General features: G+C 61.5%; 17 protein-coding genes. 2 read left to right on the forward strand and 15 right to left on the reverse strand.

Annotated features, from left to right (window positions below):
* Positions 1 to 657: 657 nt before the first annotated feature.
* From NMB43_RS17025 to NMB43_RS17075, 11 genes are all read right to left on the reverse strand, one after another.
* Positions 658 to 4,695, reverse strand: a complete 4,038-nt coding sequence (locus NMB43_RS17025; RefSeq protein ID WP_494349356.1) for a glycosyltransferase — start codon at positions 4,693 to 4,695, stop codon at positions 658 to 660.
* Positions 4,692 to 6,935: a hypothetical protein gene (locus NMB43_RS17030; RefSeq protein WP_494349357.1), complete on the reverse strand. Its 2,244-nt coding sequence runs from the start codon at positions 6,933 to 6,935 to the stop codon at positions 4,692 to 4,694. Before NMB43_RS17030 ends, NMB43_RS17025 begins: the two co-directional genes overlap by 4 nt.
* A gap of 6 nt (positions 6,936 to 6,941) precedes the next feature.
* Positions 6,942 to 8,210 carry an ABC transporter ATP-binding protein gene (locus NMB43_RS17035; RefSeq protein WP_494349358.1) on the reverse strand — a complete coding sequence of 423 codons (1,269 nt, stop codon included), beginning with the start codon at positions 8,208 to 8,210 and terminating at the stop codon, positions 6,942 to 6,944.
* Positions 8,210 to 9,004 carry an ABC transporter permease gene (locus tag NMB43_RS17040; protein WP_494349359.1) on the reverse strand — a complete coding sequence of 265 codons (795 nt, stop codon included), beginning with the start codon at positions 9,002 to 9,004 and terminating at the stop codon, positions 8,210 to 8,212. The genes NMB43_RS17035 and NMB43_RS17040 overlap by 1 nt, the downstream gene beginning before the upstream one ends.
* Positions 9,001 to 10,440, reverse strand: coding sequence for a mannose-1-phosphate guanylyltransferase/mannose-6-phosphate isomerase (locus NMB43_RS17045; protein ID WP_494349360.1), 1,440 nt, complete (start codon positions 10,438 to 10,440; stop codon positions 9,001 to 9,003). Before NMB43_RS17045 ends, NMB43_RS17040 begins: the two co-directional genes overlap by 4 nt.
* A 25-nt stretch (positions 10,441 to 10,465) precedes the next feature.
* Positions 10,466 to 11,350, reverse strand: a complete 885-nt coding sequence (rfbA, locus tag NMB43_RS17050; RefSeq protein WP_494349361.1) for a glucose-1-phosphate thymidylyltransferase RfbA — start codon at positions 11,348 to 11,350, stop codon at positions 10,466 to 10,468.
* 121 nt (positions 11,351 to 11,471) lie between these two features.
* Positions 11,472 to 12,401 carry a dTDP-4-dehydrorhamnose reductase gene (rfbD, locus tag NMB43_RS17055; RefSeq protein ID WP_494349362.1) on the reverse strand — a complete coding sequence of 310 codons (930 nt, stop codon included), beginning with the start codon at positions 12,399 to 12,401 and terminating at the stop codon, positions 11,472 to 11,474.
* Positions 12,398 to 13,471: a dTDP-glucose 4,6-dehydratase gene (gene rfbB / locus NMB43_RS17060; RefSeq protein ID WP_494349363.1), complete on the reverse strand. Its 1,074-nt coding sequence runs from the start codon at positions 13,469 to 13,471 to the stop codon at positions 12,398 to 12,400. The genes rfbD and rfbB overlap by 4 nt, the downstream gene beginning before the upstream one ends.
* A 9-nt stretch (positions 13,472 to 13,480) precedes the next feature.
* On the reverse strand, positions 13,481 to 14,593 hold the full coding sequence (gene wecB / locus NMB43_RS17065; protein ID WP_494349364.1) for a non-hydrolyzing UDP-N-acetylglucosamine 2-epimerase: 1,113 nt from the start codon (positions 14,591 to 14,593) through the stop codon (positions 13,481 to 13,483).
* A gap of 11 nt (positions 14,594 to 14,604) precedes the next feature.
* Complete coding sequence (locus NMB43_RS17070; RefSeq protein ID WP_494349365.1) at positions 14,605 to 15,612, reverse strand: NAD-dependent epimerase; 1,008 nt, start codon at positions 15,610 to 15,612, stop codon at positions 14,605 to 14,607.
* A gap of 73 nt (positions 15,613 to 15,685) precedes the next feature.
* Positions 15,686 to 16,474 carry a glycosyltransferase family 2 protein gene (locus NMB43_RS17075; RefSeq protein ID WP_494349366.1) on the reverse strand — a complete coding sequence of 263 codons (789 nt, stop codon included), beginning with the start codon at positions 16,472 to 16,474 and terminating at the stop codon, positions 15,686 to 15,688.
* Positions 16,475 to 16,576: 102 nt separating this feature from the next.
* On the opposite strand from NMB43_RS17075, the gene waaC reads away from it, so the two are divergent.
* Positions 16,577 to 17,533, forward strand: coding sequence for a lipopolysaccharide heptosyltransferase I (gene waaC, locus NMB43_RS17080; RefSeq protein WP_494349367.1), 957 nt, complete (start codon positions 16,577 to 16,579; stop codon positions 17,531 to 17,533).
* Positions 17,530 to 18,837, forward strand: coding sequence for a lipid IV(A) 3-deoxy-D-manno-octulosonic acid transferase (waaA, locus tag NMB43_RS17085; protein WP_494349368.1), 1,308 nt, complete (start codon positions 17,530 to 17,532; stop codon positions 18,835 to 18,837). Before waaC ends, waaA begins: the two co-directional genes overlap by 4 nt.
* Before the next feature lie 52 nt (positions 18,838 to 18,889).
* Here the strand turns inward: waaA and NMB43_RS17090 are convergent, their stop codons facing one another.
* Genes NMB43_RS17090 through NMB43_RS17105 form a run of 4 tightly spaced genes read right to left on the reverse strand, consistent with a single transcriptional unit; the run spans position 18,890 to position 24,429 of the window.
* On the reverse strand, positions 18,890 to 20,200 hold the full coding sequence (locus NMB43_RS17090) for a TolC family outer membrane protein (protein WP_494349369.1): 1,311 nt from the start codon (positions 20,198 to 20,200) through the stop codon (positions 18,890 to 18,892).
* 54 nt (positions 20,201 to 20,254) lie between these two features.
* Positions 20,255 to 20,581, reverse strand: coding sequence for a rhodanese-like domain-containing protein (locus NMB43_RS17095; protein WP_494349370.1), 327 nt, complete (start codon positions 20,579 to 20,581; stop codon positions 20,255 to 20,257).
* A 10-nt stretch (positions 20,582 to 20,591) separates the two neighbouring features.
* On the reverse strand, positions 20,592 to 21,242 hold the full coding sequence (locus NMB43_RS17100; protein ID WP_494349371.1) for a protein-L-isoaspartate O-methyltransferase family protein: 651 nt from the start codon (positions 21,240 to 21,242) through the stop codon (positions 20,592 to 20,594).
* 43 nt (positions 21,243 to 21,285) lie between these two features.
* Positions 21,286 to 24,429 (reverse strand): efflux RND transporter permease subunit, encoded by a 3,144-nt coding sequence (locus NMB43_RS17105; RefSeq protein ID WP_494349372.1) that lies wholly within the window; start codon positions 24,427 to 24,429, stop codon positions 21,286 to 21,288.
* Positions 24,430 to 24,434 lie beyond the last annotated feature (5 nt).

Raw genomic sequence — 24,434 nt, forward strand, 5'->3', positions numbered from 1 at the left:
TTATGCAATTGTGAATTTGTCCATTGGTAAGGCCGGTATCCAAATCCATCCAGATAGGCAGTAACAGAGATATAGTCGTTGTTTTCGATTAGGAACACAGGCCGGGTCTTCTGGATCGAATTAGCAATGCCACGCAAGACTCCGCGCCTTTCTCATCTATTTTTACTACATCAGCATCAAATTCCAATTCGTCGCCAGGCACAAACTCGCAAGTCACAGATTCAAATCGCGGCTCACCGCCATAAGAGCGCAATCTATCTTTTACCCAAGGCTTGTCGAACTGCGTCAAATCCATTGATGCTTCTTGGAAAAATGGCTGGCCGCACACGAACGAAATTCACAACTCAACCTTCTCGACCTTGTCTGATAGTCCAATCATTGAGAATCTAAGCCGATCGACTCCAACCACATTCTGGGTTTCCGTCAGCAAGCTTTCGTACAAGGTATTTGACTCAAACGAATTCACAACCCCGTCAGGGCATACCATCAGAAAAGAAAGCACTGACTGCCCCAATTGGCACCGCAATCAACGAACCTGGCGCCCTTTCCAGCAAAACAACTGAAAAAGTTGAAATCTTCCTCATGCGGAACATTTCTTTTTTTCAGACTAATTATTTCCTGCGTAAAAGAGTCATAATTTTGGTGCTTTACCATAATTTACGATCCTTTAATCAGGGAAGTGCTCTCGCAATAATCAACAAAATTCCCGCACACAGTTTGCCATGCAAAGTTATCTACCAGTTTCCGTCCTTCTTCAGCCAGACGTAAACATAGATCCGGGGTGTTTAAAACTCGGTTGATCGCCTCCGCAAGCCCCGATTCTGTGACCAACAGCGAATTTACTTCGTGTTCTGCCATATCGTGGAATGCTGCGCAGTCCCTGTTGGCTATTACAGGCTTTCCAGCCCGCCACGCCTCCAGAAGTACAATGCCAAAACTCTCGCTACTGCTCATATTGCAAAGTGCGAGACAAGATAGCAGCGCCCCCCTGACCACATTGCGCGGCTGCCGGCCGAGATAAACTGCATTGGGGCTGTCGATCAGTTCACCATCATCATCTGGCCCGATCAGTACAGTCTGCAGACTCACTCCTTGCAGATTGAGTCGTTCGACGGCGTCGATGATCTGCCGATAGCCTTTTGCCCCAGCCTTCCTGCCCAGGACGAGAACAAAGGGCCGGGGAGAGCGGTGCACTTCCCGGAATGCATCCTGGTCCTGCGATGTAAAGAGCTCGTTTGTATCGCAGCCAGCGGGCAGGTAACGCACATTGCACGCCTTTTCTGCCAGAAAGTCACAAGCAGCCTTTGGTACCGCCAGCACGAGACTGGCATTGCGCGCACTCTCCAACCAGTCCGGGAAATGGTAGAAGTCGTCATCCAGATGGGCGTGGGGGATGAGGATGGAAGGGATGTTGTGCTTTTTCGCCTCTTCTAGCGCCACCACTGCAGGGCGAAATACATTGTTGTGCGTCACCACCAGGTCGTACTCCGCCACATGGTCTGCAATGTATTGCTCCATGCTCTGGCTCCATGGCCCTCTTCCATCCGTGAGGCGAATGTCCTGTTGTACTCGCGACATTTGTGCTGCCCGGTCCAGCAGGCGGAAACTCCGTTCTGCCGACAGCGTAGGTAAATATTGCTGCAACAGCGTTGGCCGGGTCAGGTCCATCACCTCCCCATCAAGGCTCAGGCTGGAAAGCCTGAACCCCAAGGGTCGCGGGTCGGCAGAGCTTCGTTGGCACGACGTCACCCAACGCAACTCGCCCGCCTCAGCCTGAAACGATAGTGTGAATCCTTCCGTCAGTGGCCAGGGGCCGCCTACGACGCGATCTCCGTTATAGGCGGTCGCCACCACGGAGTGATGGGCATAGCCACTAATGTCAATCCTGACGGGTTTGCTGAGATGGACCGCACACTCTGTAAAGGCCCATCGTGCCGCTCCGATACTTTCTCCCTCAGGGTAGCCCCAGCCCCAGGTAAGGCCACTGGCGACGTAGCACTCTCGCAGTTGCTGATCAATCGATTGCTCAAATACGACCTGAGATGCCCAAACCTTGCGCAACTGATCTTCGGTAGTCCTTTGATCAGGGGCTTGCGCAGGAAAACGTGCGAAACGCACATTGGGGATATCTACCGGCACAGCCAATTCAGCATCGAAACTGTAGGTTTCGCTGAAACGCAGATGATTGTGGATGCCGCTGACTTCGGGGGCCACCACGTCAACATCGAACTGGCCGCTGTTCCCTAGTGCGCTCACGAACTTTTCGATATTGGTTTCTGCGCCACCAAGCGCGGGAAAAACGTAGCGATAGGCTACATAGAGAACCCGCTTCCTCTTCTTTTCCAGAGCTTGAAGCGTTTCAACAAAACGCTCGGCAATGCCGCGCATGGCCAGTTCGCTGGCGAACAGTTCACGCCGAACCACTCTGGCCGCAGCCGAATACAAATGCTCCTGGCGCAATACTGATCGCACTGCTGCAACAAAATTCTCTGGCGACGCAAGCTGCACATGCGGTTGTACACTTTCCGGGTAACCTCGCAGTCCAAATTCGGTTGTGACGACAAACAGGCCATTACCCAGGTAATCGGCTAGCTTCACATTCGACCCACTGCCCGACAGCACGGGGTTGAGCGCCAGCCTACAAGACTGCATCACCGCGCTCTTGGTTACCTCGTCCACCACCCCCCAAACACGAACGTTGCGCGGTGCCTTCGGAATACCACTGCACACTGAGCCCAATAGATGAAATTGCACTTCTGGCAAAGCAGGCGCCAGGCTATCAACGATGAACTGGGCAGCCTCTACGTTCGGCATGTGTGCGGAACCAAGGAATACGACCGCCTGCCCCCCGATCTGGTCACCCAATTCCCTCCTGGCCTGATCGACGGCCTCGCCCGCGGCCGGCAAGACCGCGCCATTGCGCACCACGATTACCGGGCCCGCCCCACGCTTGCCCTTGACCAAGCTCGTTGCGTCCTCAGAAGACACTGCGATGGTTGCCGCGGAATACTCAACCGCTTGCCTTTCGATGCTTTCCACCTCGGCAAGTAGTTCTGCTCTGAGCGGGTGCCATTCCAATAGCTTTCGCTTAAGCTCGGATTCGTTGTTTTGCGAGGAGTAAACAAAACGGTCGCCCCAGGCCAAAGGCAAACCGGCCATGTAGCAGTGCTCGGCCACGATGCATCGCGCGGATTGCCGAAGGACACGATAGACAACATGAAGCCAAGGATTCTTGGTGCAATGTCGGCTCGCCACGATGTCATCAGCAGACACATGAAACTGGCTATTCACACGCGCCAAGTCGGCAATGTGATCAGATGTTTTGGGAACATTGATGACTGTAATGCGGGCATCATAACGCCTGGCCTTCAGCGTCCCATCATCCGAAAAACTGATAAATACAACGGGACTCCAGTCACGCACGGCATCGTAGAGACCACGGGTGCGCGTACCGCCGCCGCCAATACCCGAGAAGGAATCGTAGTCGTTTAGCGCCAGCACAAATCGCCGAGGATCGCTGTTTTTCCTAGCATTCACCAACGCTTCCACACGCTCAGCCACGGGCTCTGCAATGGCCGACCAGGTATAGCGCTCAAGTGCGAGCTTCTGGCCAGCCTGTGCAACCTCAGCCAACCCGGCAGGTGCGCTTGCGCATTGGCGCAATAGTTGCTCAAACTGCTCAAGAGGTGCGTCGAGATAATCCCGGCCCGCCTCCGCCTGTATGCCACGCATGCCGAAGCTGGTAGAAATCACCGGCAAGGCATGAGCGAAATACTCCAGAACCTTTACGTTGGAGCCACTACCCGCGGCCATTGGGTTCAGCGCAAGCGTGGCGCCACTCAAAAGGTTTAGCTTGGCATCGTCGTTAACGACGCCATGTCGATGCACATTGGGTGCATAGTGCCCGTCCGGCAAACAGCTGCCGATGATGTCGAATACAACCTCCGGCAGAGCCGGCGCCAGCGTGTTAACAATAAAATCCGCGGCCGCAACATTTGGCGGATGCCCGCTGCCCATGAAAACAGCGCGGAACGCTTTTTCTGGACAAACAGCACTCCTTGTCGCGGCGACAGGCGTCATTCCGTTCGGCGCGTAAAGGTCGTCGAAACGTGCGCCCGGGGCTATGTCTCGAAACGAAGCAAGGTCGCCTGAGTTGCAGTAAAGAACCAGATCGGAGAATTCGAGCACCCGCTGTTCGGCTTGACGGACTAGATCCCAGATAGGACGCCCTTTGTCTCCAGGGTGAAGTTGAACATAAAGCTCCGATTCACAGTTGTAAGAGTTGTAAATGCGCGGTTTCCCGTCTGTTCCGGAAAACAAATCACACTCAGCCGTAAAGGGGTCGTCGAAGAAAATGACCTCTGCCCTCTCGTACTCTTCCAAATAAGCTTGATGCAATCGAGTTGGCAGCTTTCCACAGGCAGCGATGGCAGGCCCAGACAAGTCGCCACCACCGGAATACTCCTCCAGCGCCATATACTGCCGAACGAAATGCTCATCCTTGGGGATGCGCCGCTCAACAAAATTCACCCCATGTACGACCACCTCCTCGTCCACCTCTACATGCGTCGATGTAAGCAGCGTAATGCGGTGCCAACGACTGAGCTCCCGGTAAAAGTTATACAGACGGGAAACGCCACCATTTGAAGCGGGAACAAAAGCCGGAAAAAAGCACAGCGCGAGAATACGTTTCACAGGGACCTCGGCTGAGAACTGAAATACGCTTCCAGGGGCGTCCGTTGTTCGGCATTAATCCCGAATGACGCCCCCTCGGAAAATGCAGGAGCTGTACCAAGGCGGGCCAAAACAGCAGCCGAGACATCCCCAGCGCTATCCGCTGAAGACTGCCTTGCATATACAGATATCGCCCTCTTTTCCCTAAGCCGGGCATGCATGCCTGGAAAGTTTTTCAGTAGACCCCGCGCCAACCGCTTCAACCCAGGCTTTGTGTTCAAGAATTCCACTGCCTCATTAAAAATTCCAGAGCCAATAGATTGCACTTTTTTTGTTGTTAAATTGGGAGCTTCAGTAGCTTTGTTAAAAAGGCCCATACGCAGGGCTTGCACAAATCGCTTTGTTCCACGCAAAGGCTTGGTCAGTTGCCAGGAGGTACTCGCGTGCAGATCCAGCACCCGCTGATGCCAGTAGTGGATTTCGCCGGACTTCTGGTCACGCTCTGCAGCCAGGCTAGACTGCACCGCCTCACTGACCTGGAGTGCCTGACTGACCTGATCGTAAAGCCCTGATACGCGCGCAAGCTCTTCCTCCCTCTCGCTCGCCAGTTGCCTCTGGTAGTGGTTGTCGGTGAGCGCTGCAGCCAATTGCTGTTCAAGGTCCGTCAGCCGGGTTTGCAGCTCGGCTTCGCGCCCGTCAAAGCGCGCCTGCTGCGCTTGCATGGCCACCTGAGCTTGCAACATCTCGGCCCGAGCAGCCCCCAGCGAGTTGGTCAGCTCGAGTATTCCTGCCTCGGCCCTGGCTGCCTGCTGCTCGGCTTGCGACCGACGCACGGCAGCGGAAGCCAGACGCTCTTCAAAGTGGGCCTGCTGCATCTGCACCGTCGTCTGCGCTTGTACCAGCTCGGCCCGGACAGCCCCCAGCGAGTTTGTCAGCTCGAGTATTCCGGCCTCGGCCCTGGCAGCCTGCTGCTCGGCTTGCGATGCGCGCGCACTTGCAGCGCTCACGCGCTCTTCAAGCCGTGCCTGAAGCACCCGGGCATCAGAGCCAGCTTGAGTGAACTCACTTTCCATCTGACGCAGTTGCTCGCGATGCCTTTGGACCTCCAGTTCGGCCTGTTGTAGCGCATGCCGGGCAGCGCAGAGTTCCTGCTCGATAGCCGTCTGGCGCTGATGCGCCAGACGCGAACGCTCCGCAACGGAGGTTTCGAAACGCTTGGCAAGCTCCCTCGCCCTGCTTCCCTGCTCACCCAGGCGACCGGAAGCCTCCCCGGAAAAATCGGACTCCCAGAGCAAAGGTTGGTGCTGATCACGGACGGACTGAATCCGTTCTAGATCGCTCAGCCGCCAGCCGCCTTCGAGCAAGCAGGCGTGCACCTTGGCCTCTTGCGCGGCAAACCAAGCACGCTCAGTTTCGGAATACATGGCTTGCGGAGAAGCGCAATCGGAAAAATCCACCCCCGAAATGCCTAGGCGCTGGAGAGCAGCCAGGGTTTCAGTACGGTAAGCAGCGGAGTCGCTAAGTTGATCAATATTCAGCTTCAGCTCTGCATGCTGCAGACCCTCTTGCAGCGCAAGGCACCAGAGCAGATAAAACAACTGATAGCTGTGGTCGGTACCCAGAGGCTTTTCGCCATAGAAGGCGAACGCCGCCGCAAGATCCTCCTCCGGGCCAGCGTATTTAGATAGGCCAAGTGACGCCGCCAACAGCTTTGCCGCTTTGGGAGCGGTATGGGCTTGAACGATGAGGCTGCTAGTCAGGTCAAAATATGGATTAACTTTGTAGGACCACCATTGATCCCATGGGTTTCGCCATAAATAGAGATGAGTGCCGCCCAGACCGCTTTTGATCGCAGCAATGCGGCCAGAAGTGCGACACTCCTGAAACACGGGCCGACGAGGGGCGGCTTCTATCAGGGACTGCCAGTAGGCTTTATTGAAGCTGTCATCGCACGCTGCAAAGTAGTCGTTGTAGATAATCCCGGCAGAAATGGTGTCTTTCCAGGCAGGCCAGACCTCTTTCAACTCTTTGAAATAGGCTCCTTCAAGTGGCGGATGACGCAGCAGCACCACCTTATCATCACCATGATCTGCATCTAGCCCCAAGGGATTTTCACGGCAGTAGTACGCAAGTTCGTGCAGGGGCTCTTGGTAACACCAAAACCCCGCCGAACTTCTTCGAAAAGCACTGAACACATAAGTACTACCCGACCGAAAAAGTGAATGGATAAATACGGGCTCAGAATTTACATTATTCATCATAACCATTCAGCCAAAAGTCAGGCGCGCAGATAAATCAACAATACCTAGCTCTGCTGTCGAAGTCGCACCCGGAATAACTTTGATGATTGCAGAGTCGACTCGCCGGGAAAGAAACTCCACCCCTTCAACCCCACTAGCCCTTACCCCGCAATTAAGATAATAAACTCCAGGCGCAAGGAAATTAGATAATGAAAACTCCACCTCAACAGCCATGCCTGCACTGAAATGGCCGGTATCGGCAACAAGCCGAGTGGAGTCCACCCCATAAACAGAGACCCCCTCTACCGTTTTTAGCATCATTGCAAAAATCGGGCTCTGGACATTCTCATCAAAACGCACGCGGTAACACCACTTAAAAGAACTTCCAGATTCAATTACATTAATTCGCCGACCGGCTGAATCAGTCAGACTACAGGCCTCAATCCTCGCCTTTCCGCTGCCATAAACATTTTCACAACTAACTACAATTGATGGATCAAATCTGGGCGCATCTACCGCCAACAACCTGGACTCAATCGAATCATCTTGTTGAGCCACGGCAGGCGCCCCAAAAATGTAGCGCTCGTATTCATCACACACTATTTTTGCGACCCCAACACTGGCCATTGAGCCATTCTTTAAAAAAATCGCCCTATCACAGAGCTTCTTGACCGTCTCAATATCGTGACTTACAAACAATAGGGTTGTGCCCTCGGAGCGGAAAGACTCAATCCGTTGAAAGCACTTGCGCTGAAACGCTGCATCACCAACCGACAAGGCCTCGTCAACAATCAGAATCTCGGGGCGCTTCGCTGTGGCCACAGCAAAAGCAAGGCGAATTTGCATCCCGCTTGAATAAACACGCACAGGTTGATCGATGTAATCACCGATGCCTGAAAACGCCTCAATCTCGGGCATCAGGGTATGGATTTCCTCGATGCTCATACCCTGAAGCTGGCCAGCCATGATGACGTTTTGCCGGCCGGTGAAATCTGGGTGAAAGCCCATGCCTAACTCAAGCAAAGCCGCGACGCGGCCTGAAACGTCGACACTCCCTGTAGTGGGCTGGGTAGTGCCGGTGATCATTTTGAGCAGGGTGCTCTTGCCGGCGCCGTTGACGCCGACAATGCCTACTGACTCTCCGGGGGCAATTTCAAATGAAACGTCTTGCAGCACCCATTTAAGGGTGTGCAGGGGCTTCTGCTGATCGGGGATCAGCCATTCGATCAAGCGCCCCCAGCGGCTGGGATATTGCTTATAAGCCTTGCCCAGATTTTTTACGACGATACTACCCATCAGAGCTCATCCACCATTTCGCCCGCATGCCTGCGGAACAGATATAAGCCGAGCACACAAGACAGGACGGCGAGTAGACAGACCGGCCAGAGGCGAACCCAGTCGGGAACAGCACCGTGAACGAATATTTTCTGGAAACCCTGCATCAGCGGATACATGGGGTTTAGTTCCAGCACAGATCTGATTTCCTCGGGCACACCGGCCGGGGCGTAGACGATAGGCGTAAGCCAGAACCAGAAGGTAAGGAAGATGCCAAAGAAGTGGCCAACGTCGCGAAAAAATACGTTCAGCACGCCAAGAATGATACCCAGGCCGATAGCAAACAGTGCAAGCAGCAACAGGAGGGGGATCGCCGCCAGGACAGCTACGCCTGGGAAGCTGCCAGAGATCACGAGAAACGCAAGAAACAGCGCGAAGATGATGCCGAAGTTGATGCCAGCCCCCAATACGATGATGACTGGCAGGCACATGCGTGGAAACGCTAGTTTCTTGAGCATGTTGGCGTTGTTGATGAATACGTTCAGCGCCCTGCTGACAACTTCGGCAAAGAAGCCCCAAGTGAAAATTCCCGCACACAGGTAAATGCTGTAGCCGAAGGTGTTGTCGACACCCGGCAGCTTGGCTTTCATTACCTCGGCAAAGATCACGGTATAAACCAGAATCATTGCCAGGGGGTTCAGCACGGTCCACGCCGCCCCGAGCATGGAATTGCGGTAATTCGATTGAAAATCCCGCTTGACGCTACCAAGGATGAAGCCCCGGTAGGCCCACAAGGCACGCAGCATCTGGCTCATTTGCAGCGGCCGTAGTTGTCTTCAAACCGCACGATATCGTCCTCCCCCAGGTAGGAACCGGACTGGACCTCGATGATCTCCAGCGGCACCTTGCCCGGGTTGGCCAGGCGGTGGGTGGTGCCCAGCGGGATGTAGGTCGATTGGTTCTCGCTGAGCAGCATCACCTTGTCGCCATTGGTGACTTCGGCCGTGCCGCTCACGACGATCCAGTGCTCAGCGCGGTGGTGGTGCATCTGCAGGCTCAGCTTGGCGCCCGGATTGACGACGATGCGCTTGACCTGGAAGCGCGGGCCGGCGTCGATGCTGTCGTACCAGCCCCAGGGACGGTAGACCTTGCGGTGGGTCTGGGCGAGCGTCTTGCCCTCGGCCTTGATGCGGGCGACGATTTTCTTGACGTCCTGCGCGCGGGCCTTGTCGGCAACCATGATGGCGTCGGGGGTTTCGACGACAACCAGATCCTTGACGCCGACAGTGGCGACCAGACGGCTTTCAGCGAAGACGATGGAGTCACGCGTGTCTTCGAGCATGACTTCGCCTCGCGTGGCGTTGCCGGCTTCATCCTTGGGGCTGACCTGCCACAGGGCGTCCCAGGCGCCGACGTCGCTCCAGCCGGCGTCCATGGGGACGACGACGCCTTGGCCGAGTTCAGGGTGTTCGTTGAGCGGCTCCATGACGGCGTAGTCGATGGAGTCGGCCGGGCAGGCGGTGAAGGCGGCTTTGTCGACGCGCACGAAGTCGATGTCGCGCTTGGCTGCGCCGACCGCTTTTTCGCAGGCTTCGGCCATGGCGGGCTTGAGGGCGCGCAGGGCTTTGAGCCAGACGCTGGCTTTCATCATGAAGATGCCGGCGTTCCACAGGTACTGGCCGCTGGCGACGTATTGGGCGGCGCGCGGGGCGTCGGGCTTTTCGACGAAGGCGGCCACCTTGCAGGCGCTACCACTGAGGGTGTCACCCTTGCGGATGTAGCCGTAACCGGTCTCGGGCCGGTCGGGGACGATGCCGAAGGTGACCAGTGCACCGGCCTGGGCTTGCTGCAGGCCTTCGGCGATGGCGGCCTGGAAGGCGTCGCTGCGGGTGACGATCTGGTCGGCCGGCATCACCAGCAGGATGGGGTCGGCGCCGTTGGCGGCCGCGACCAGGGCGGCCAGTTGCATGGCGGGGGCGGTGTTGCGGCCCACCGGTTCGAGCACGATGCGCTCACTGGGCTTGCCGGCCTGGCGCATCTGCTCGGCCACGATGAAGCGGTATTCCTCGTTGGTCACGACGATGGGCGCGGCGACTTCGGCGGCGGCAAAACCGTTGAGGCGGCAGGCGGTGATCTGCAGCAGCGATTCGTTGCTGGTCAGCGGCAGCAACTGCTTGGGGTAGGTCTCGCGCGACGCGGGCCACAGGCGCGTGCCGGAGCCGCCGGACAGGATCACGGGTATAAGCGACATTTCAGAGGTGTAACGGGTTAAGCGTTCAAAACACAGCGGAGTCCAGAATGGACTTGAGATATTGACCATAGCCGCTCTTGCCTAGTCGGCCCGCCAGAGCTTCGAGTTGCTGAGCATCAATCCAGCCATTTCGCCAGCAAATCTCCTCTGGACAGCAGACCTTTAGCCCCTGACGCTTTTCCAGCGTTTGAATGAACTGTCCTGCCTCGATCAAGCTGTCATGGGTACCTGTGTCGAGCCACGCATCGCCTCGCCCCAGCATCTGAACATCAAGCTGGTTCTTTTCGAGATAGATCCGGTTGAGGTCGGTGATTTCGAGTTCGCCACGTGCGGAGGGCTTCAGGTTTTTCGCGAAATCGACGACTTGATTGTCGTAAAAGTACAAACCGGTGACGGCATATCGGCTCTTCGGGGCCTTGGGTTTTTCTTCGAGGCTGATGGCCCGTCCGCCTTTGTCGAACTCCACCACGCCGTAACGTTCTGGGTCTGACACCGGGTAGGCAAATACGCTGGCGCCTTCCGTGCGCGTATCTGCGGCCTTCAGTCGAGCGGCCAGATCATGGCCGTAGAAGATGTTGTCTCCAAGCACCAAGGCCGAGGGATGATCCCCGACGAAATCGGCGCCGATGATGAACGCTTGGGCCAGTCCGTCCGGGCTGGGCTGAACAGCGTATTCAAAGTTCACACCCCAGGCCTTGCCATCGCCCAGCAACTGCTGGAATCGTGGCGTGTCTTGCGGGGTGGAGATGATCAGAATGTCACGGATGCCCGCCAGCAATAAAACGCTGAGCGGGTAATAAATCATGGGTTTGTCGTAGACAGGTACCAGTTGCTTGGAGACGGCCAGCGTGATCGGGTGCAGGCGAGTGCCGGAGCCACCGGCCAGGATGATGCCCTTACGATTCTTCATTGGGATTCCAAAGTAAAAGTCGGTAAATTTTACACGTGGCGACCCAGCCGCTCAGCGGAAGTTTCTTGACTGCCCACAAGGGCAAGAGAAGTGGTGCCAGCGGCCAGGCCGAAGCCTGGGGTCAAGCTTTTGGCGGGGGCAGGATTTCGTCCAGCATCCTGGCGACGCCGGTCTGCCATGGCGGCATGACCAATCCAAACCGATCACACAGTTTGGCAGTGCTCAATCGGGAATTCTGGGGGCGTTTTGCGGGCGTGGGATACGCGCTTGTCGGGATCGGATTGAGTTGCTGTAGCTTGAGATCCACGCCACGCTTGCGGGCGTACTCGAACACAAACCGGGCGTATTCGAACCAGTTGGTCTCGCCAGCGGCGACAAGGTGATAGAGGCCGTAGGGGAAATCAGGGTTGGGGGCCGAGGACTGGCCCGCAGCGCTGTCAAGATAGCGCTTGATGGCATGAGCGGTCACGTCGGCAAGGAGTTCCGCGCCGGTCGGGGCGCCGACCTGGTCGTTGATGACGTTGAGCGTCTCGCGCTCGCTCGCCAGCTTGAGCATGGTCTTGGCGAAGTTACCGCCACGTGCCGCGTAAACCCAACTGGTACGGAAGATCAGGTGCTTGCACTCGGTCAGTGCAATGAGCTTTTCGCCGTCCAGCTTCGTCTGGCCGTAGACGCTCAGGGGCCCGGTCGGTGCGTCCTCGCTGCGGGCATCCGCCCCAGAACCATCAAACACGTAATCGGTGGAGTAGTGAACCAGCAGTGCGCCCAGCTTGTGTGCCTCGGTGGCCAGTACGTTGGGGGCGAGCGCATTGATGGTGCGCGCCAGCTCGGGTTCGCTCTCCGCCTTGTCGACGGCGGTGTGGGCTGCCGCATTGACGATCACGTCCGGCTGCACGGCACGCACGGTCTGCGCCAGGCCGTTCAGGTTGGTGAAGTCGCCGCAGAAGTCCTGGCTGTCGAAGTCGAGCGCGATGAGTTCGCCGAGCGGAGCCAGTGAACGTTGGAGTTCCCAGCCAACCTGACCGCCCTTTCCGAGCAACAAGATTTTCATGCGGCCGCTCCACGTTCAGCGTAATTCTTGTCCAACCACTCACGATAGGCGCCACTCTGTACGTTGGCCACCCATTCCTGGTTGGCGAGGTACCACTCGACGGTTTTGCGGATGCCGGTTTCGAATGTTTCGGCAGGGCGCCAGCCGAGTTCGCGTTCGATCTTGCGCGCATCAATCGCGTAGCGGCGGTCGTGGCCAGGACGATCTGTGACGTACTTGATCAAGCGTGCGTAGCTACCAGCCGGATCGGGCTTGAGTTCGTCGAGCAGCTTGATCAGCGTATTGACGATCTCGATGTTGGGCTTTTCGTTCCAACCCCCTACGTTATAGACCTCGCCCACTCTGCCTTTGGCAAGGATCGCGCGGATCGCGCTGCAGTGATCGGTCACATACAGCCAGTCGCGGATCTGCTGGCCGTCACCATAGATGGGTAGCGGCTTGCCGGCCAGCGCGTTGGCGATCATCAGCGGGATCAGCTTCTCGGGGAAGTGATAAGGGCCGTAGTTGTTGGAGCAGTTGCTGGTGGTGACCGGCAGGCCGTAGGTGTGGTGCCAGGCACGCACGAGGTGATCGGATGCCGCCTTGCTGGCCGAGTACGGGCTGTTGGGCTCGTACGGGTTGGTCTCGGTGAAGGGCGGGTCGCTGGGTTTGAGCGAGCCATAGACCTCGTCGGTGCTGACGTGGTGGAAGCGGAACGCTGCCTTGGCCTCGCCTTCCAGGCCGCTCCAGTAGCCGCGCGCGGCTTCCAGCAGGGTGAAAGTACCGTCGATGTTGGTGCGCAGGAACTCGCCCGGGCCATGGATGCTGCGATCCACATGCGATTCGGCAGCGAAGTGCACGATGGCGCGCGGTTTGTGCTCGGCGAGCAAGCGGTCGATCAGTGCACGATCGCAGATGTCGCCCTGCACGAAGGTATGGCGCGCGTCACCTTGCAGACTCTTGAGGTTCTCTAGGTTACCGGCATAGGTCAGCTTGTCGAGGTTGATGACCGGCTCATCGCTTTCGCGCAGCCAGTCCAGAACAAAGTTGCTGCCGATGAAGCCGGCACCGCCGGTGACGAGGATGCTCATGTGCGTGTCTCAGTGAAGAAGTTGATCGAGTTGGGCCACGATGCGCACCGCGGCCTGGCCGTCCCACAGTGCTGGACGCCGTCCCTGCTTGCCTTGACCCGCAATAACCTTGCCCGCTTCGCGCAGGATGGCCTCCGGGTCCGTGCCCACCAGGGTGTTGGTACCTTCCTCGCAGGTCACCGGGCGCTCGGTGTTCTCGCGCAGGGTCAGGCAGGGGATGCCCAGCGCGGTGGTCTCTTCCTGCAGGCCGCCGCTGTCAGTGCAGATCAGCGCGGCATCCTTCCACAGGTTGAGGAACTCCATGTAGGAGAGCGGTTGCGTCAGGTGGATGTGCGGGCCCAGGTCGAGGCCGAACTTCGCCAAGTTGCCCCGCGTGCGCGGGTGCACCGGGAAGACCAAGGGTAGGTCCTGAGCAATGGTGGTCAGCGCGCCGGCGAGGCCGCGCAGGGTGGCCTCTTCATCGACGTTGCTGGGGCGATGAAGGGTGACCACGCCGTAACGGCCGAGGTGGCGCTTGATGGCTTCGGATTCGTAACCACCGGTGTCGGCACGGGAAAGTTGCTCGGCCTGATACAACAGGTTGTCGACCATGACGTGGCCGACGTTGAAGACGACGGACTCAGGCTTGCCTTCGTGCAGGAGGTTGGCGACGCCTGCGGGTTCGGTGCAGAAGAACCAGTCGGAGATGCTGTCAGTCACCAGGCGGTTGATTTCTTCAGGCATCGCCATGTCGCCGCTGCGCAGGCCGGCCTCGACGTGGGCGACCGGGATGTGCAGCTTCTTGGCGACGATGGAGCAGGCAAGCGTCGAGTTGACGTCACCCACCACCAGCACGCAGTCGGGCTTGGCGCCCTCGGCGAGGCAGATCTTCTCGTAGGCCACCATGATCTTGGCGGTCTGCTCGGCATGGCTGCCGCCGCCGCATTCGAGGTGGTGGTCCGGCGCCGGGATGCCCAGCTCCTCGAAGAAGACATCGCTCATCGCGTGGTCGTAATGCTGGCCGGTATGCACGATGCGGTAGGCGAAGCGATCAGCCCGGGCCTGCAGCGCACGCACGATGGGCGCGATCTTCATGAAGTTCGGGCGGGCGCCCGCGATCAGATGGATCAGCCTCTGGCTCATGGCGGCTCCGCTCAGACTTTGTAGTAGTCGCGATACCAGGCGACGAAGCGCGCCACACCATCTTCGACGCTGGTAGCCGGTACGAAGCCGGTCCACGCATTGAGCTCGTCAGTGTCGGCGAAGGTCGCCGGCACGTCGCCGTCCTGGATCGGCAGGAAGTTCTTCTTGATCTCCTGCCCCAGGCTGCGCTCGATGGCGGAGATGAAGTTCATCAGCTCGACCGGGTTGTTGTTGCCAATGTTGAAGACGCGGAACGGCGCCTTGCTGTGGCCCGGGTCGGGTTTGTCCGAATCGAACGCCGGGTCGGGCTCGGCGACGCGATCCATGGTGCGGATCACGCCTTCCACGATGTCGTCGATGTAGGTGAAATCGCGCCGCATCTTGCCATGGTTGAACACGTCGATGGGCTTGCCTTCCAGCGCCGCCTTGGTGAACAGGAACAAGGCCATGTCCGGCCGACCCCAGGGCCCGTAGACCGTGAAGAAGCGCAGGCCGGTGGTGGGCAGGCCGTAGAGATGGCTGTAGGTGTGCGCCATCAGCTCATTGGCCTTCTTGGTCGCAGCGTACAGGCTGATCGGATGATCCACCGGGTCGCGCTCGGAGAAAGGCATCTTGGTGTTGCCGCCATAGACGCTGGAGCTGGAGGCATAGACCAGGTGCTGCACCTTGTTGTGGCGGCAGCCTTCCAGGATGTTCATGAAGCCGACCAGATTGCTGTCGACATAGGCATGCGGGTTCTGCAGCGAGTAGCGCACCCCGGCCTGGGCCGCGAGGTGGATGACGCGGTCGAATTTCTCGTCGGCGAACAGACGCTCCATGCCCGCGCGGTCGGCCACGTCCAGTTGCACGAAGCGAAAACCGGCCTGCGGCGTCAGCCGCGCCAGGCGGTCGCGCTTGAGTTGCGGGTCGTAGTAGTCATTGAGGTTGTCGATGCCGACGACCGTGTCGCCGCGGGCGAGCAGGCGCAGGCTGGCATGGCTGCCAATGAAGCCGGCAGCGCCGGTGACGAGGATCTTCATGCTGTTGGGGCCGTGGAAAGTCGCAAAGGATTGGAATGCTGCGGGCGCAATCTTACAGGAGCACGGCCCCGCCTCAGGCGCCCGGGTGGGCACGCCGCCGGGCTTGCAACTCCAGCACCTTGGCGTATTTGGAAAAACTGTTGAAACAGCCAATCAGGATATGGATCAGGCCGGGTAAACCGTCCAGGCAGCCGCCGCGCAATACGTAAAACTTGATGAAGCGGAACAGCGGGCTCAACAGCAGCTTGGTCGCCCCGATACTCGCGCCCTCTGCCACCAGCGCCTCGGCGGCCAGGGTGGTGTAACGGTTCTGCTTGGCGAGGTAGGCCTCGATGGTTTCTTCCGAGTGGTGCAGCAGATCGCCGGCCAGCATGCCCACTGCGTCGAGCGTGATCACCTTCTCGTGCACCACCTCGTCGGTCCACCGCGCACGACGGCGGTCGAACAGGCGCAGCGACAGGTCCGGATAGCCCTCGCCATGACGTAGGTAGCGCCCCAGGAAACGGTTGCAGCGCGCGAACTGGTAGGCCCCGAAGGCGGGCGCCGCCAGCGCCGCAAGGATGCTGCCACGCAGGCGCTCGGACACGATCTCGTCGGAATCCACGCACAGCACCCAGTCGTGGGTGGCCTGGTCCACCGCGAACTGCTTCTGCGGGCCGAAGCCGCGCCAGGGCTCGTGGATCACCCGTGCGCCGACAGCGGCAGCCACCTCCTGCGTACCATCCGTGCTGCCCGAATCCACCACCACGATCTCGTCGCAGAAAGACAGCGAGGCCAGGGTCGCGGGCAGGCTGCCGGCACAGTTGAGGGTGATCAGCACGGCGGAGACCGGCTGGCGATGCGCTGAAGTCTGGGTGGACATGGTGTGGCCGACGGGTGAAGGCCGGCAGGATGGCTATAATCGGCCACCATTTTACGCGAGCAGGCCGATCTGGCCGGTCCTGCGCACCTTTTCCCGCCCGCGATGCGCTCAATCCTGCTGGTCAAGACCTCCTCGATGGGGGACGTGATCCACAATCTGCCGGTCGTCAGCGACCTGCGCCGTCACTGGCCCAAGCTGGCCATCGACTGGGTGGTGGAAGAGGGTTTCGCCGAACTGCCCGCCCTGCACCCAGGGGTACGCGACGTGTTACCCGTCGCCATCCGGCGCTGGCGCCGCAGCCTCGGGCAGCGCGCCACCTGGCGTGAGATGGCAGCCTTCCGCCACCGCCTGCAGGCCACCTGCTACGACCTGGTGATCGACACCCAGGGCCTGGTCAAGAGTGCCGCCCTCACCTGGCTGGCCGACGGTCTGCGCTGCGGCTACGCCCGCGAGGTCGCGCGCGAACCGCTGGCGGCCCTGGCCTACCACTGCCACTACCTCATTCCGCGCAACGCCCACGCGGTGGAGCGCAACCGCTGGCTGGCCGCCGCCGCCGCCGACTACGCACCGGACCTGCCCCTGCGCTATGGCCTGCGCCAGGACCTGGCACGGCCGGACTGGGCGCCACCCGGCGATTTCGTGACCCTGCTCACCGCCACCAGCCGCGACGACAAGCTGTGGCCCGAAGCAGACTGGGTCGCCCTGGGCCAGGCCCTGCATGCCCGCGGCCTGCGCGCCCTGCTGCCCGCCGGCAGCATGGTGGAACGCGCACGCGCCGAACGCATCGCGGCACAGATTCCCGCCGCCACGCTCGCCCCGCCGGCCCGCCTGGCCGAGCTGGCCGGCGCCATGCAGGTGGCACGCGGCGTGATCGGCGTGGACACCGGGCTCACCCACCTCGCCGCCGCGCTGGAGCGGCCGGTGATCGCCCTCTTCGTGGCCACCGAACCCGGTCTGACCGGCGTGTACGGCGATACGCGGGCGAAGAACCTCGGCGGACCGGGCGCCGCACCGCGCCCGGCCGATGTGCTGGCCCTGGCGGAGCGCCTGTTCGCATGAGGCGCACGCTCTACACCCTGCTGTGGCACCTGATCCTGCCGCTGGTGCTTCTGCGCCTCCTGTGGCGAGCGCGCAAACAACCCGACTACCTGCGCCATGTGGGCGAACGCTTCGGCGCCGCACCGCGCCCCCTGCACTCCCCCTACATCTGGGTACACGCCGTCTCGGTGGGCGAGACGCGCGCCGCGCAGCCGCTGATCCGTGCCCTGCTGGACCGCTACCCGCACCACGACATCCTGCTGACCCACATGACGCCCACCGGCCGCGCCACCGGGCAGGAACTCTTCGCCAAGGAACTGCGCGTCCACCAGAGCTATCTGCCCTACGAGCTGCCCTGGGCGATCGCCCGCTTCCTGCGCCGCGCACGGCCCGAGATGGGCATCGTCATGGAAACCGAGATCTGGCCCAATCTGCTCGCCGCCTGCGCTCGGCGCCGCGTCCCCATTGCGCTGACCAACGCACGCCTGTCGGAGCGCTCGGCGCGTGGCTACCGCCGCCTCGGCCGCCTGGCCAGCGACGCCGTGGCCGGCTTCGCCATGGTCGGCGCACAGACCGAGCCGGATGCTGCACGGCTGCGCCAACTCGGCGCCCGCTACGTAACGGTGACCGGCAACCTCAAGTTCGACATGGCGGTACCCGAGTCCATGCTGAACCTGGGCCTGCAGTTCCGCGACGGCTGCGCGGGACGGCCGGTGATCGTCTTCGGCTGTTCGCGCGAGGGCGAGGAGGAGGCCTTCCTGCAGGCCTTCGCGCGCCAGGCCGGCCCGGCCGTGCTGCTGGTGCTGGTGCCGCGCCATCCGCAGCGTTTCGAGGACGTGGAAGACATGGTGCGCCGCCTGGGCCTGCGCATCGCCTGCCGCAGCCAGGGCCTGCCGATCTCCGCCGACACCCAGGTCTGGCTGGGCGACAGCATGGGCGAGCTGTTCGCCTACTACGCCATGGCCGACGTCGCCATCATCGGCGGCAGTTGGCAGCCACTCGGGGGGCACAACCTGATCGAGGCCTGCGCGGTCGGCGCGCCGGTGATCGTCGGCCCGCACACCTTCAACTTCGCCGAAGCCAGCGACAAGGCCATCGCCGCCGGCGCGGCCCTGCGCTGCCAGAATGCGGATGAAGCCTTGCGCGAGGCCATCATGCTGCTCGCCGATGAGGCGCTGCGCAGCCGCATGGGCCAGGCTGCGCGCCAGTTCGCCACCACCCATCGCGGCGCCACCGCGCGCACCATGGCCGAGCTGGAAGTACTGCTACCAGTGGACGAGAGCACGGTCGTGCCGCCCACGGACCACGGTTTGCTGAGCCTTTGAAAAACGAAGGGGCCCCGCGGGGCCCCTTCTTCTTCCCGGCCGCCGCGCCGCCTCAGCGCTGCAGCAGTTCGTTGACCGAGCGCACATCCTCGATCGACAGCGCGCCGGCCGCCGACTTCAGGCGGAACTGCGCCAGGATCGCGTCGTAGCGCGCCTTGGCGAGCTTCTGGTAAGTGTCGGCCAGTTGGGTCTGCGCGTTCAGCACGTCGATGTTGATACGCACGCCCACTTCATAACCCAGCTTGTTCGATTCCAGCGAGCTGCGCCCCGACACCATCGCCGCCTCGTAGCCGCGCACCTGGGCCAGGCCATTGGTCACCCCCAGGTAGGCCTGGCGCGAAGCTTGCGCGGCGTTGCGGGTGGCCGTCTCCAGATCGGACTTGGCCTTGTCCGACAAGGCCAGCGCCTCGCGCACCCGCGACTGGGTGGCCCCGCCCTGGAACACCGGCACCGTCAGTTGCAGGCCGATGGCCTTGGCGTTGGAGTCGGACACCGTGCCGGCGGTCCCGCTGCTGCCCGAGTAGTTGTGGCCATAGCTGGCCACCATGTCCAGCGTCGGCAGGTGGCCGGCACGCGCGCGCTCCACTTCCTTCTGCGCCAGTTCGGTGGTGAGGCGCTGCGCCTGCACCAGCGGATTGTTCTGCTCGGACGCGCGCACCCACTCGTTCATGTCGGCCGGTTGCGGCCCCATCACGTTGACGCCCTCGCGCAGACGGGCCAGGGTTTCGGGCTCCTTGCCGATGAGGATGCGCAGCGCATGGCGCTTGACTGCGAGGTCGCTGTCGGCGGCGATCTCCTGTGCCACCACCAGGTCGTAGCGGGACTGCGCCTCGTTCACGTCGGTCACCGTCACGGTGCCCACTTCAAAGCTCTTCTTGGCCAGTTGCAGTTGTTCCTCGGTCGCCACCTTGAGCGCCCGCACCGCGCCCAGCGAATCCTCGGCCAGCAAGACGTCGAAATAGGCCTGCGCGGTGCGCACGATGAGGTCGGACTTGGCTGCCTCGAACTGGGCCTCCGCGATGCCCACCTGCAGGCTGCCCTGCTGCGCCGACACCCAGTTCTGCCAGCGGAACAAGGGCTGGGTCAGCTGCAGTTGCCAGTTGTTGGTGTTGTAGTTCGGCTCGCGCTGCAGGGGCTGCTCGATCTCGGCCTGGTTGTAGGTCGTCGCCCCGGTGAAGTTCACATTGGGCAGCAGGCCGGCACGCGCCTGCGGGTATTTCTCCTGCCCGGCGGCGAGCTGGGCGCGCGCCGCGGCGAACTGCGAGTCGTTGCGCTGCGCGTCGAGATAGACGTCCATCAGGCTCGCGCCCTGCGCGGCCAGGCTGAACAGACTACCGATGATGACTGCCAATTGCCTCTTCATTTTATGGTTCGTTCCTTTGGCAAAAACTTCGGCGCAAGCCTGTGTGAAACCTGTTCAATATCTCGGCAGTTTCGGATCAACCTGTAGCGACCAGGCATCGACACCGCCAGTGAGGTTATGGACCTGGCTGAAGCCGCGCTGCGCCAGGAACCCCGCCACCTGCATGCTGCGCATGCCGTGGTGACAGATGCACACCACCGGTTGGTCCGGGTCCAGTTCGCTGCTGCGCGCCGGCACCATGCCCATCGGCATGTGGGTGGCGCCTGTGATCGCGCAATGCTCGAACTCCCAGGCCTCGCGCACGTCCAGCAACACGGGCTGGGGCCGACTCTGATCGGCGAGCCAGGCGGCAAGTTCCGGGGCGGAAACCGTCTTGATCATGATCCGCGCGTCAGAAGGCGAAGCTGGGTTTTCGCATCGCACGCAACGCCGGCACCACGGTCTCGAACAAGTCTGTGGCGGCGTACTGCCCCTCGCCCACACAGCGCACCAGGCGCGCCTGCATCACCGGCGCCTGGCCGACGAAGGCGAACAGGCGGCCACCGACCTTCAATTGCGCCAACAGGGCGGCAGGCACCTCGTCCACCGCACCGGACAGCACGATGGCGTCGAAGGGTGCGCGCTCGGGCAGACCCAGCAGGCCGTCGCCCTCCTGCACGATAGCGTTGTCGACCCCGGCGGCGGCCAGGTTGTCGGCGGCCAGGCGCGCCAGGGCGGGCTCGATCTCGACCGACCGCACCCATTCGGCACGCGCCGCCATCAGCGCCGCCATGTAGCCGGAGCCGGCACCCACTTCCAGCACGCTCTCGCCGTTGCGCAGCGCCAACGCCTGCAGTACACGCGCCTCGACCTTGGGCGACAGCATGCACTGGCCCTGGCCAATGGGCAGCTCGACATCGGCGAAAGCCAGGTCCTGCTGGGCTGCGGCGACGAACTGCTCGCGCCGGACCAGCATCAGGGTGTCGAGCACCTCGGTGTCGAGTACGTTCCATGGCCGGATCTGCTGTTCGACCATGTTGAAGCGGGCTTTATCGAAATCCATCTCGGAATCCTCTCGCGGGGGGCGTCAATTCAATCGCGCGATTCTACCTGCTAAGCCCTTCCGTCTGTACGCGATACCAGGCCGCATACAGCGCAGGCAGGAACAGCAGGGTCAACAAGGTCGCCACCGCCAGCCCACCCATGATGGCCACCGCCATCGGGCCGAAGAAGGCCGAGCGCGCCAGCGGGATCATCGCCAGGATGGCCGCCGCCGCCGTCAGCATGATCGGCCGGAAGCGCCGCACCGTGGCCTCCACGATGGCCTGCGCACGCGGCAGCCCGGCGCGTTCGTCCTGATCGATCTGGTCGATCAGAATCACCGAGTTGCGCATGATCATGCCTGACAGCGCGATGGTGCCCAGCATGGCGACGAAGCCGAAAGGCTTGTTGAAGGCCAGCAGCGCCAGGGTGACCCCGACCATGCCCAGCGGCGCGGTCAGCAGAACCATGCTCACCCGCGAGAAGTTCTGCAACTGCAGCATCAGCACCGTCAGCACCACCAGCAGGAACAGGGGCACCCCCGCCGCGACCGACTTGCCGCCCTTGGCGCTCTCCTCCACCGCACCACCGATGGCCAGGTGATAGCCCAGCGGCAGGCTCGCCTCGACCTCGGCGATCTGCGGCGCCAGTTGGGCCACCACCTGTGCCGGTTGCATCGTGCCGTAGAGGTTGGCGCGCACGGTGACCGTGGGCACCCGGTTGCGTCGCCACACCAGGCCGGGCTCGAAGGTGGATTCGATGGTGGCGATCTGGGTCAGCGGCACGCCGCGGCCGGTGCCGGTCGGGATCATGATCTCGCTGAACCAGGACAGCGAGGACTCGCGCCGCGCCGCGCGCAGGTGGACCTCGATGGTCTCGATGCCCTCGCGGAACTGGGTCGCCGAGGCACCGTTGAGCGCGGTGGCGAGATAGGTCTGCACGTCCTGCCGCGACAGGCCGTTGATGCGTGCCTTCTCGGTATCGACATGCACCCGCACGACCTTGGACTGCTCGTCCCAGTCCTTCTGCACATTGGAGAGCTGCGGACTGCCGCGCATCACCTCGGCCACGCGGTCGGCGATGCGCTGGATCTGCTCATGATCCGGCCCGCTCACCCGGTACTGCACCGGAAAGCCTACCGGCGGGCCGTTCTCCAAGCGGTTCAGCGAGGCACGCAACTCGGGGAAGTCGTTCTGGAACAGCGCAATCAGTTTGCTGCGCAAGACCTCGCGCTCCGCCTGGCCCTTGGTCAGGATCACGAACTGGCCGAAGTTGGCCTGCGGCAACTGCTGGTCCAGCGGCAGGTAGAAGCGCGGACTGCCGGTGCCGATGTAGGCCACGTAGTTCTCAATGCCCTCCTCCTTGGCCAGGAAGTCCTCGATGCGCTTGATGCTGCGGTCCACCGCCTCATAGCTGGCGCCCTGCTGCAGACGCAGGTCGATCAACAGTTCGGGCCGCACCGAGTCAGGAAAGAACTGCTGCGGCACGAAGCGGAAACCCCAGATCGACACGCCGAAAGCCAGCAGGGTGGCACCGATCACCAGCCAGCGGCGCCGTACGCACCACGCCACCAGCACGCGGAAACGGCGATAGAAACCGGTGTGGTAGATGGCGTGCTCACTGTGCACGGCGGGCGCATCCTCTTCCACCGCGCCCTTGCGTTTGATCAGCCGGGCCAGCAGCGAAGGCTTGGCCGCATGCTTCGACAGATCGGGCAACAGGTAGTAGCCGAGGTAAGGCACGAACAGCACCGCCGCCACCCACGACACCAGCAGCGCGATCACCGTGACCTGGAAGATCGAGCGGGTGTACTCGCCGGTGGACGACATCGCGGTGGCGATGGGCAGGAACCCGGCCGCCGTGACCAGGGTGCCGGAGAGCATGGGCATCGCCGTCGAGGTGTAGGCGAAGCTGGCGGCGCGCGCGCGCTCCCAGCCCTGCTCCATCTTGGTCGCCATCATCTCGACCGCGATGATGGCGTCATCCACCAGCAGACCCAGGGCGAGGATCAGCGCACCGAGCGAGATCTTGTGCAGGCCGATGTTGAACTCGAACATGAACAGGAAGGTGATTGCCAGCACCACCGGAATGGAGATCGCCACCACGATGCCGGTGCGCAGGCCCAGCGAGAGCAGGCTCACCGCCAGCACGATGATCACCGCCTCGCTCAGCGAACGCACGAAGTCCTGCACCGATTCGGCCACCGCCCTTGGCTGGTCGGCCACGCGCGCCAGCTTCACGCCGACCGGCAGTTGCTGCTCGATCTTGTGGATCGCCGTGTCCAGATGGCGCCCCAACGCGATGATGTCGCCCCCCTCGCGCATCGACACGCCGATGCCCAGGGCCTCGCGGCCCATGAAGCGCATCGAGTCGGCCGGCGGGTCGACGTAGCCACGCTTGACCTCGGCCACGTCGCCCAGGCGCAGGGTGCGGCCACCGGCGCGGATGGCCAGCGCGCGGATCGCGTCGAGATCGTGGAACTCACCGCCGGGCCGCACGTAGATGCGTTCGTCATGCAGCTCGAAGTAACCGGCCGCCCCCTTGCTGTTCTGCTCGGCGATCGCGGCGGCCAGGGTGCGCGGATCGATGCCCAGGTTGGCCATGCGCACCGGCGAGAACTCGACGTAGATGCGCTGTTCCTGCTCGCCGAAGAACTGCACCTTGGCGACGTCCGGCACGTTGAGCAGCTCGCCGCGGATCGCCTCGGCATAGCGCTTGAGGTCGGTGTAGCTCATGCCCTCGCCGGTCAGCGCGAAGATGTTGCCGAAGGTGTCGCCGAACTCGTCGTTGAAATAAGGGCCATTCACCCCTTGCGGCAGGCTGCCGCGAATGTCGCCGATCTTCTTGCGCACCTGGTACCAGATTTCCGGCATGCGCGAGGAGTTGAGCGAGTCGCGCGCCAGCACGATCACGGTGGAGTCGCCGGGGCGCGAGAAGCTGCGCAGCGTCTCGATCTCGTTCATCTCGCGCAGCTTCTTCTCAATCTTGTCGGTGACCTGCTCCTCCACCTCTCGCGCCGAGGCGCCCGGCCACTTGGTGTTCACCACCATGACCTTGAAGGTGAAGGGCGGGTCCTCGCTCTGCCCCAGCTTGGTGTAAGCCCCCAGGCCGATCAGGGTCAGCACCAGCATCGCGAACAGCACGAGCTGCGGGTGACGAAGCCCCCAGGCGGAAAGGTTGAAGGCGGTGGACTGCTGTGGTGCGCTCATCGTGC

The sequence above is a fragment of the Uliginosibacterium sangjuense genome (assembly GCF_059132465.1).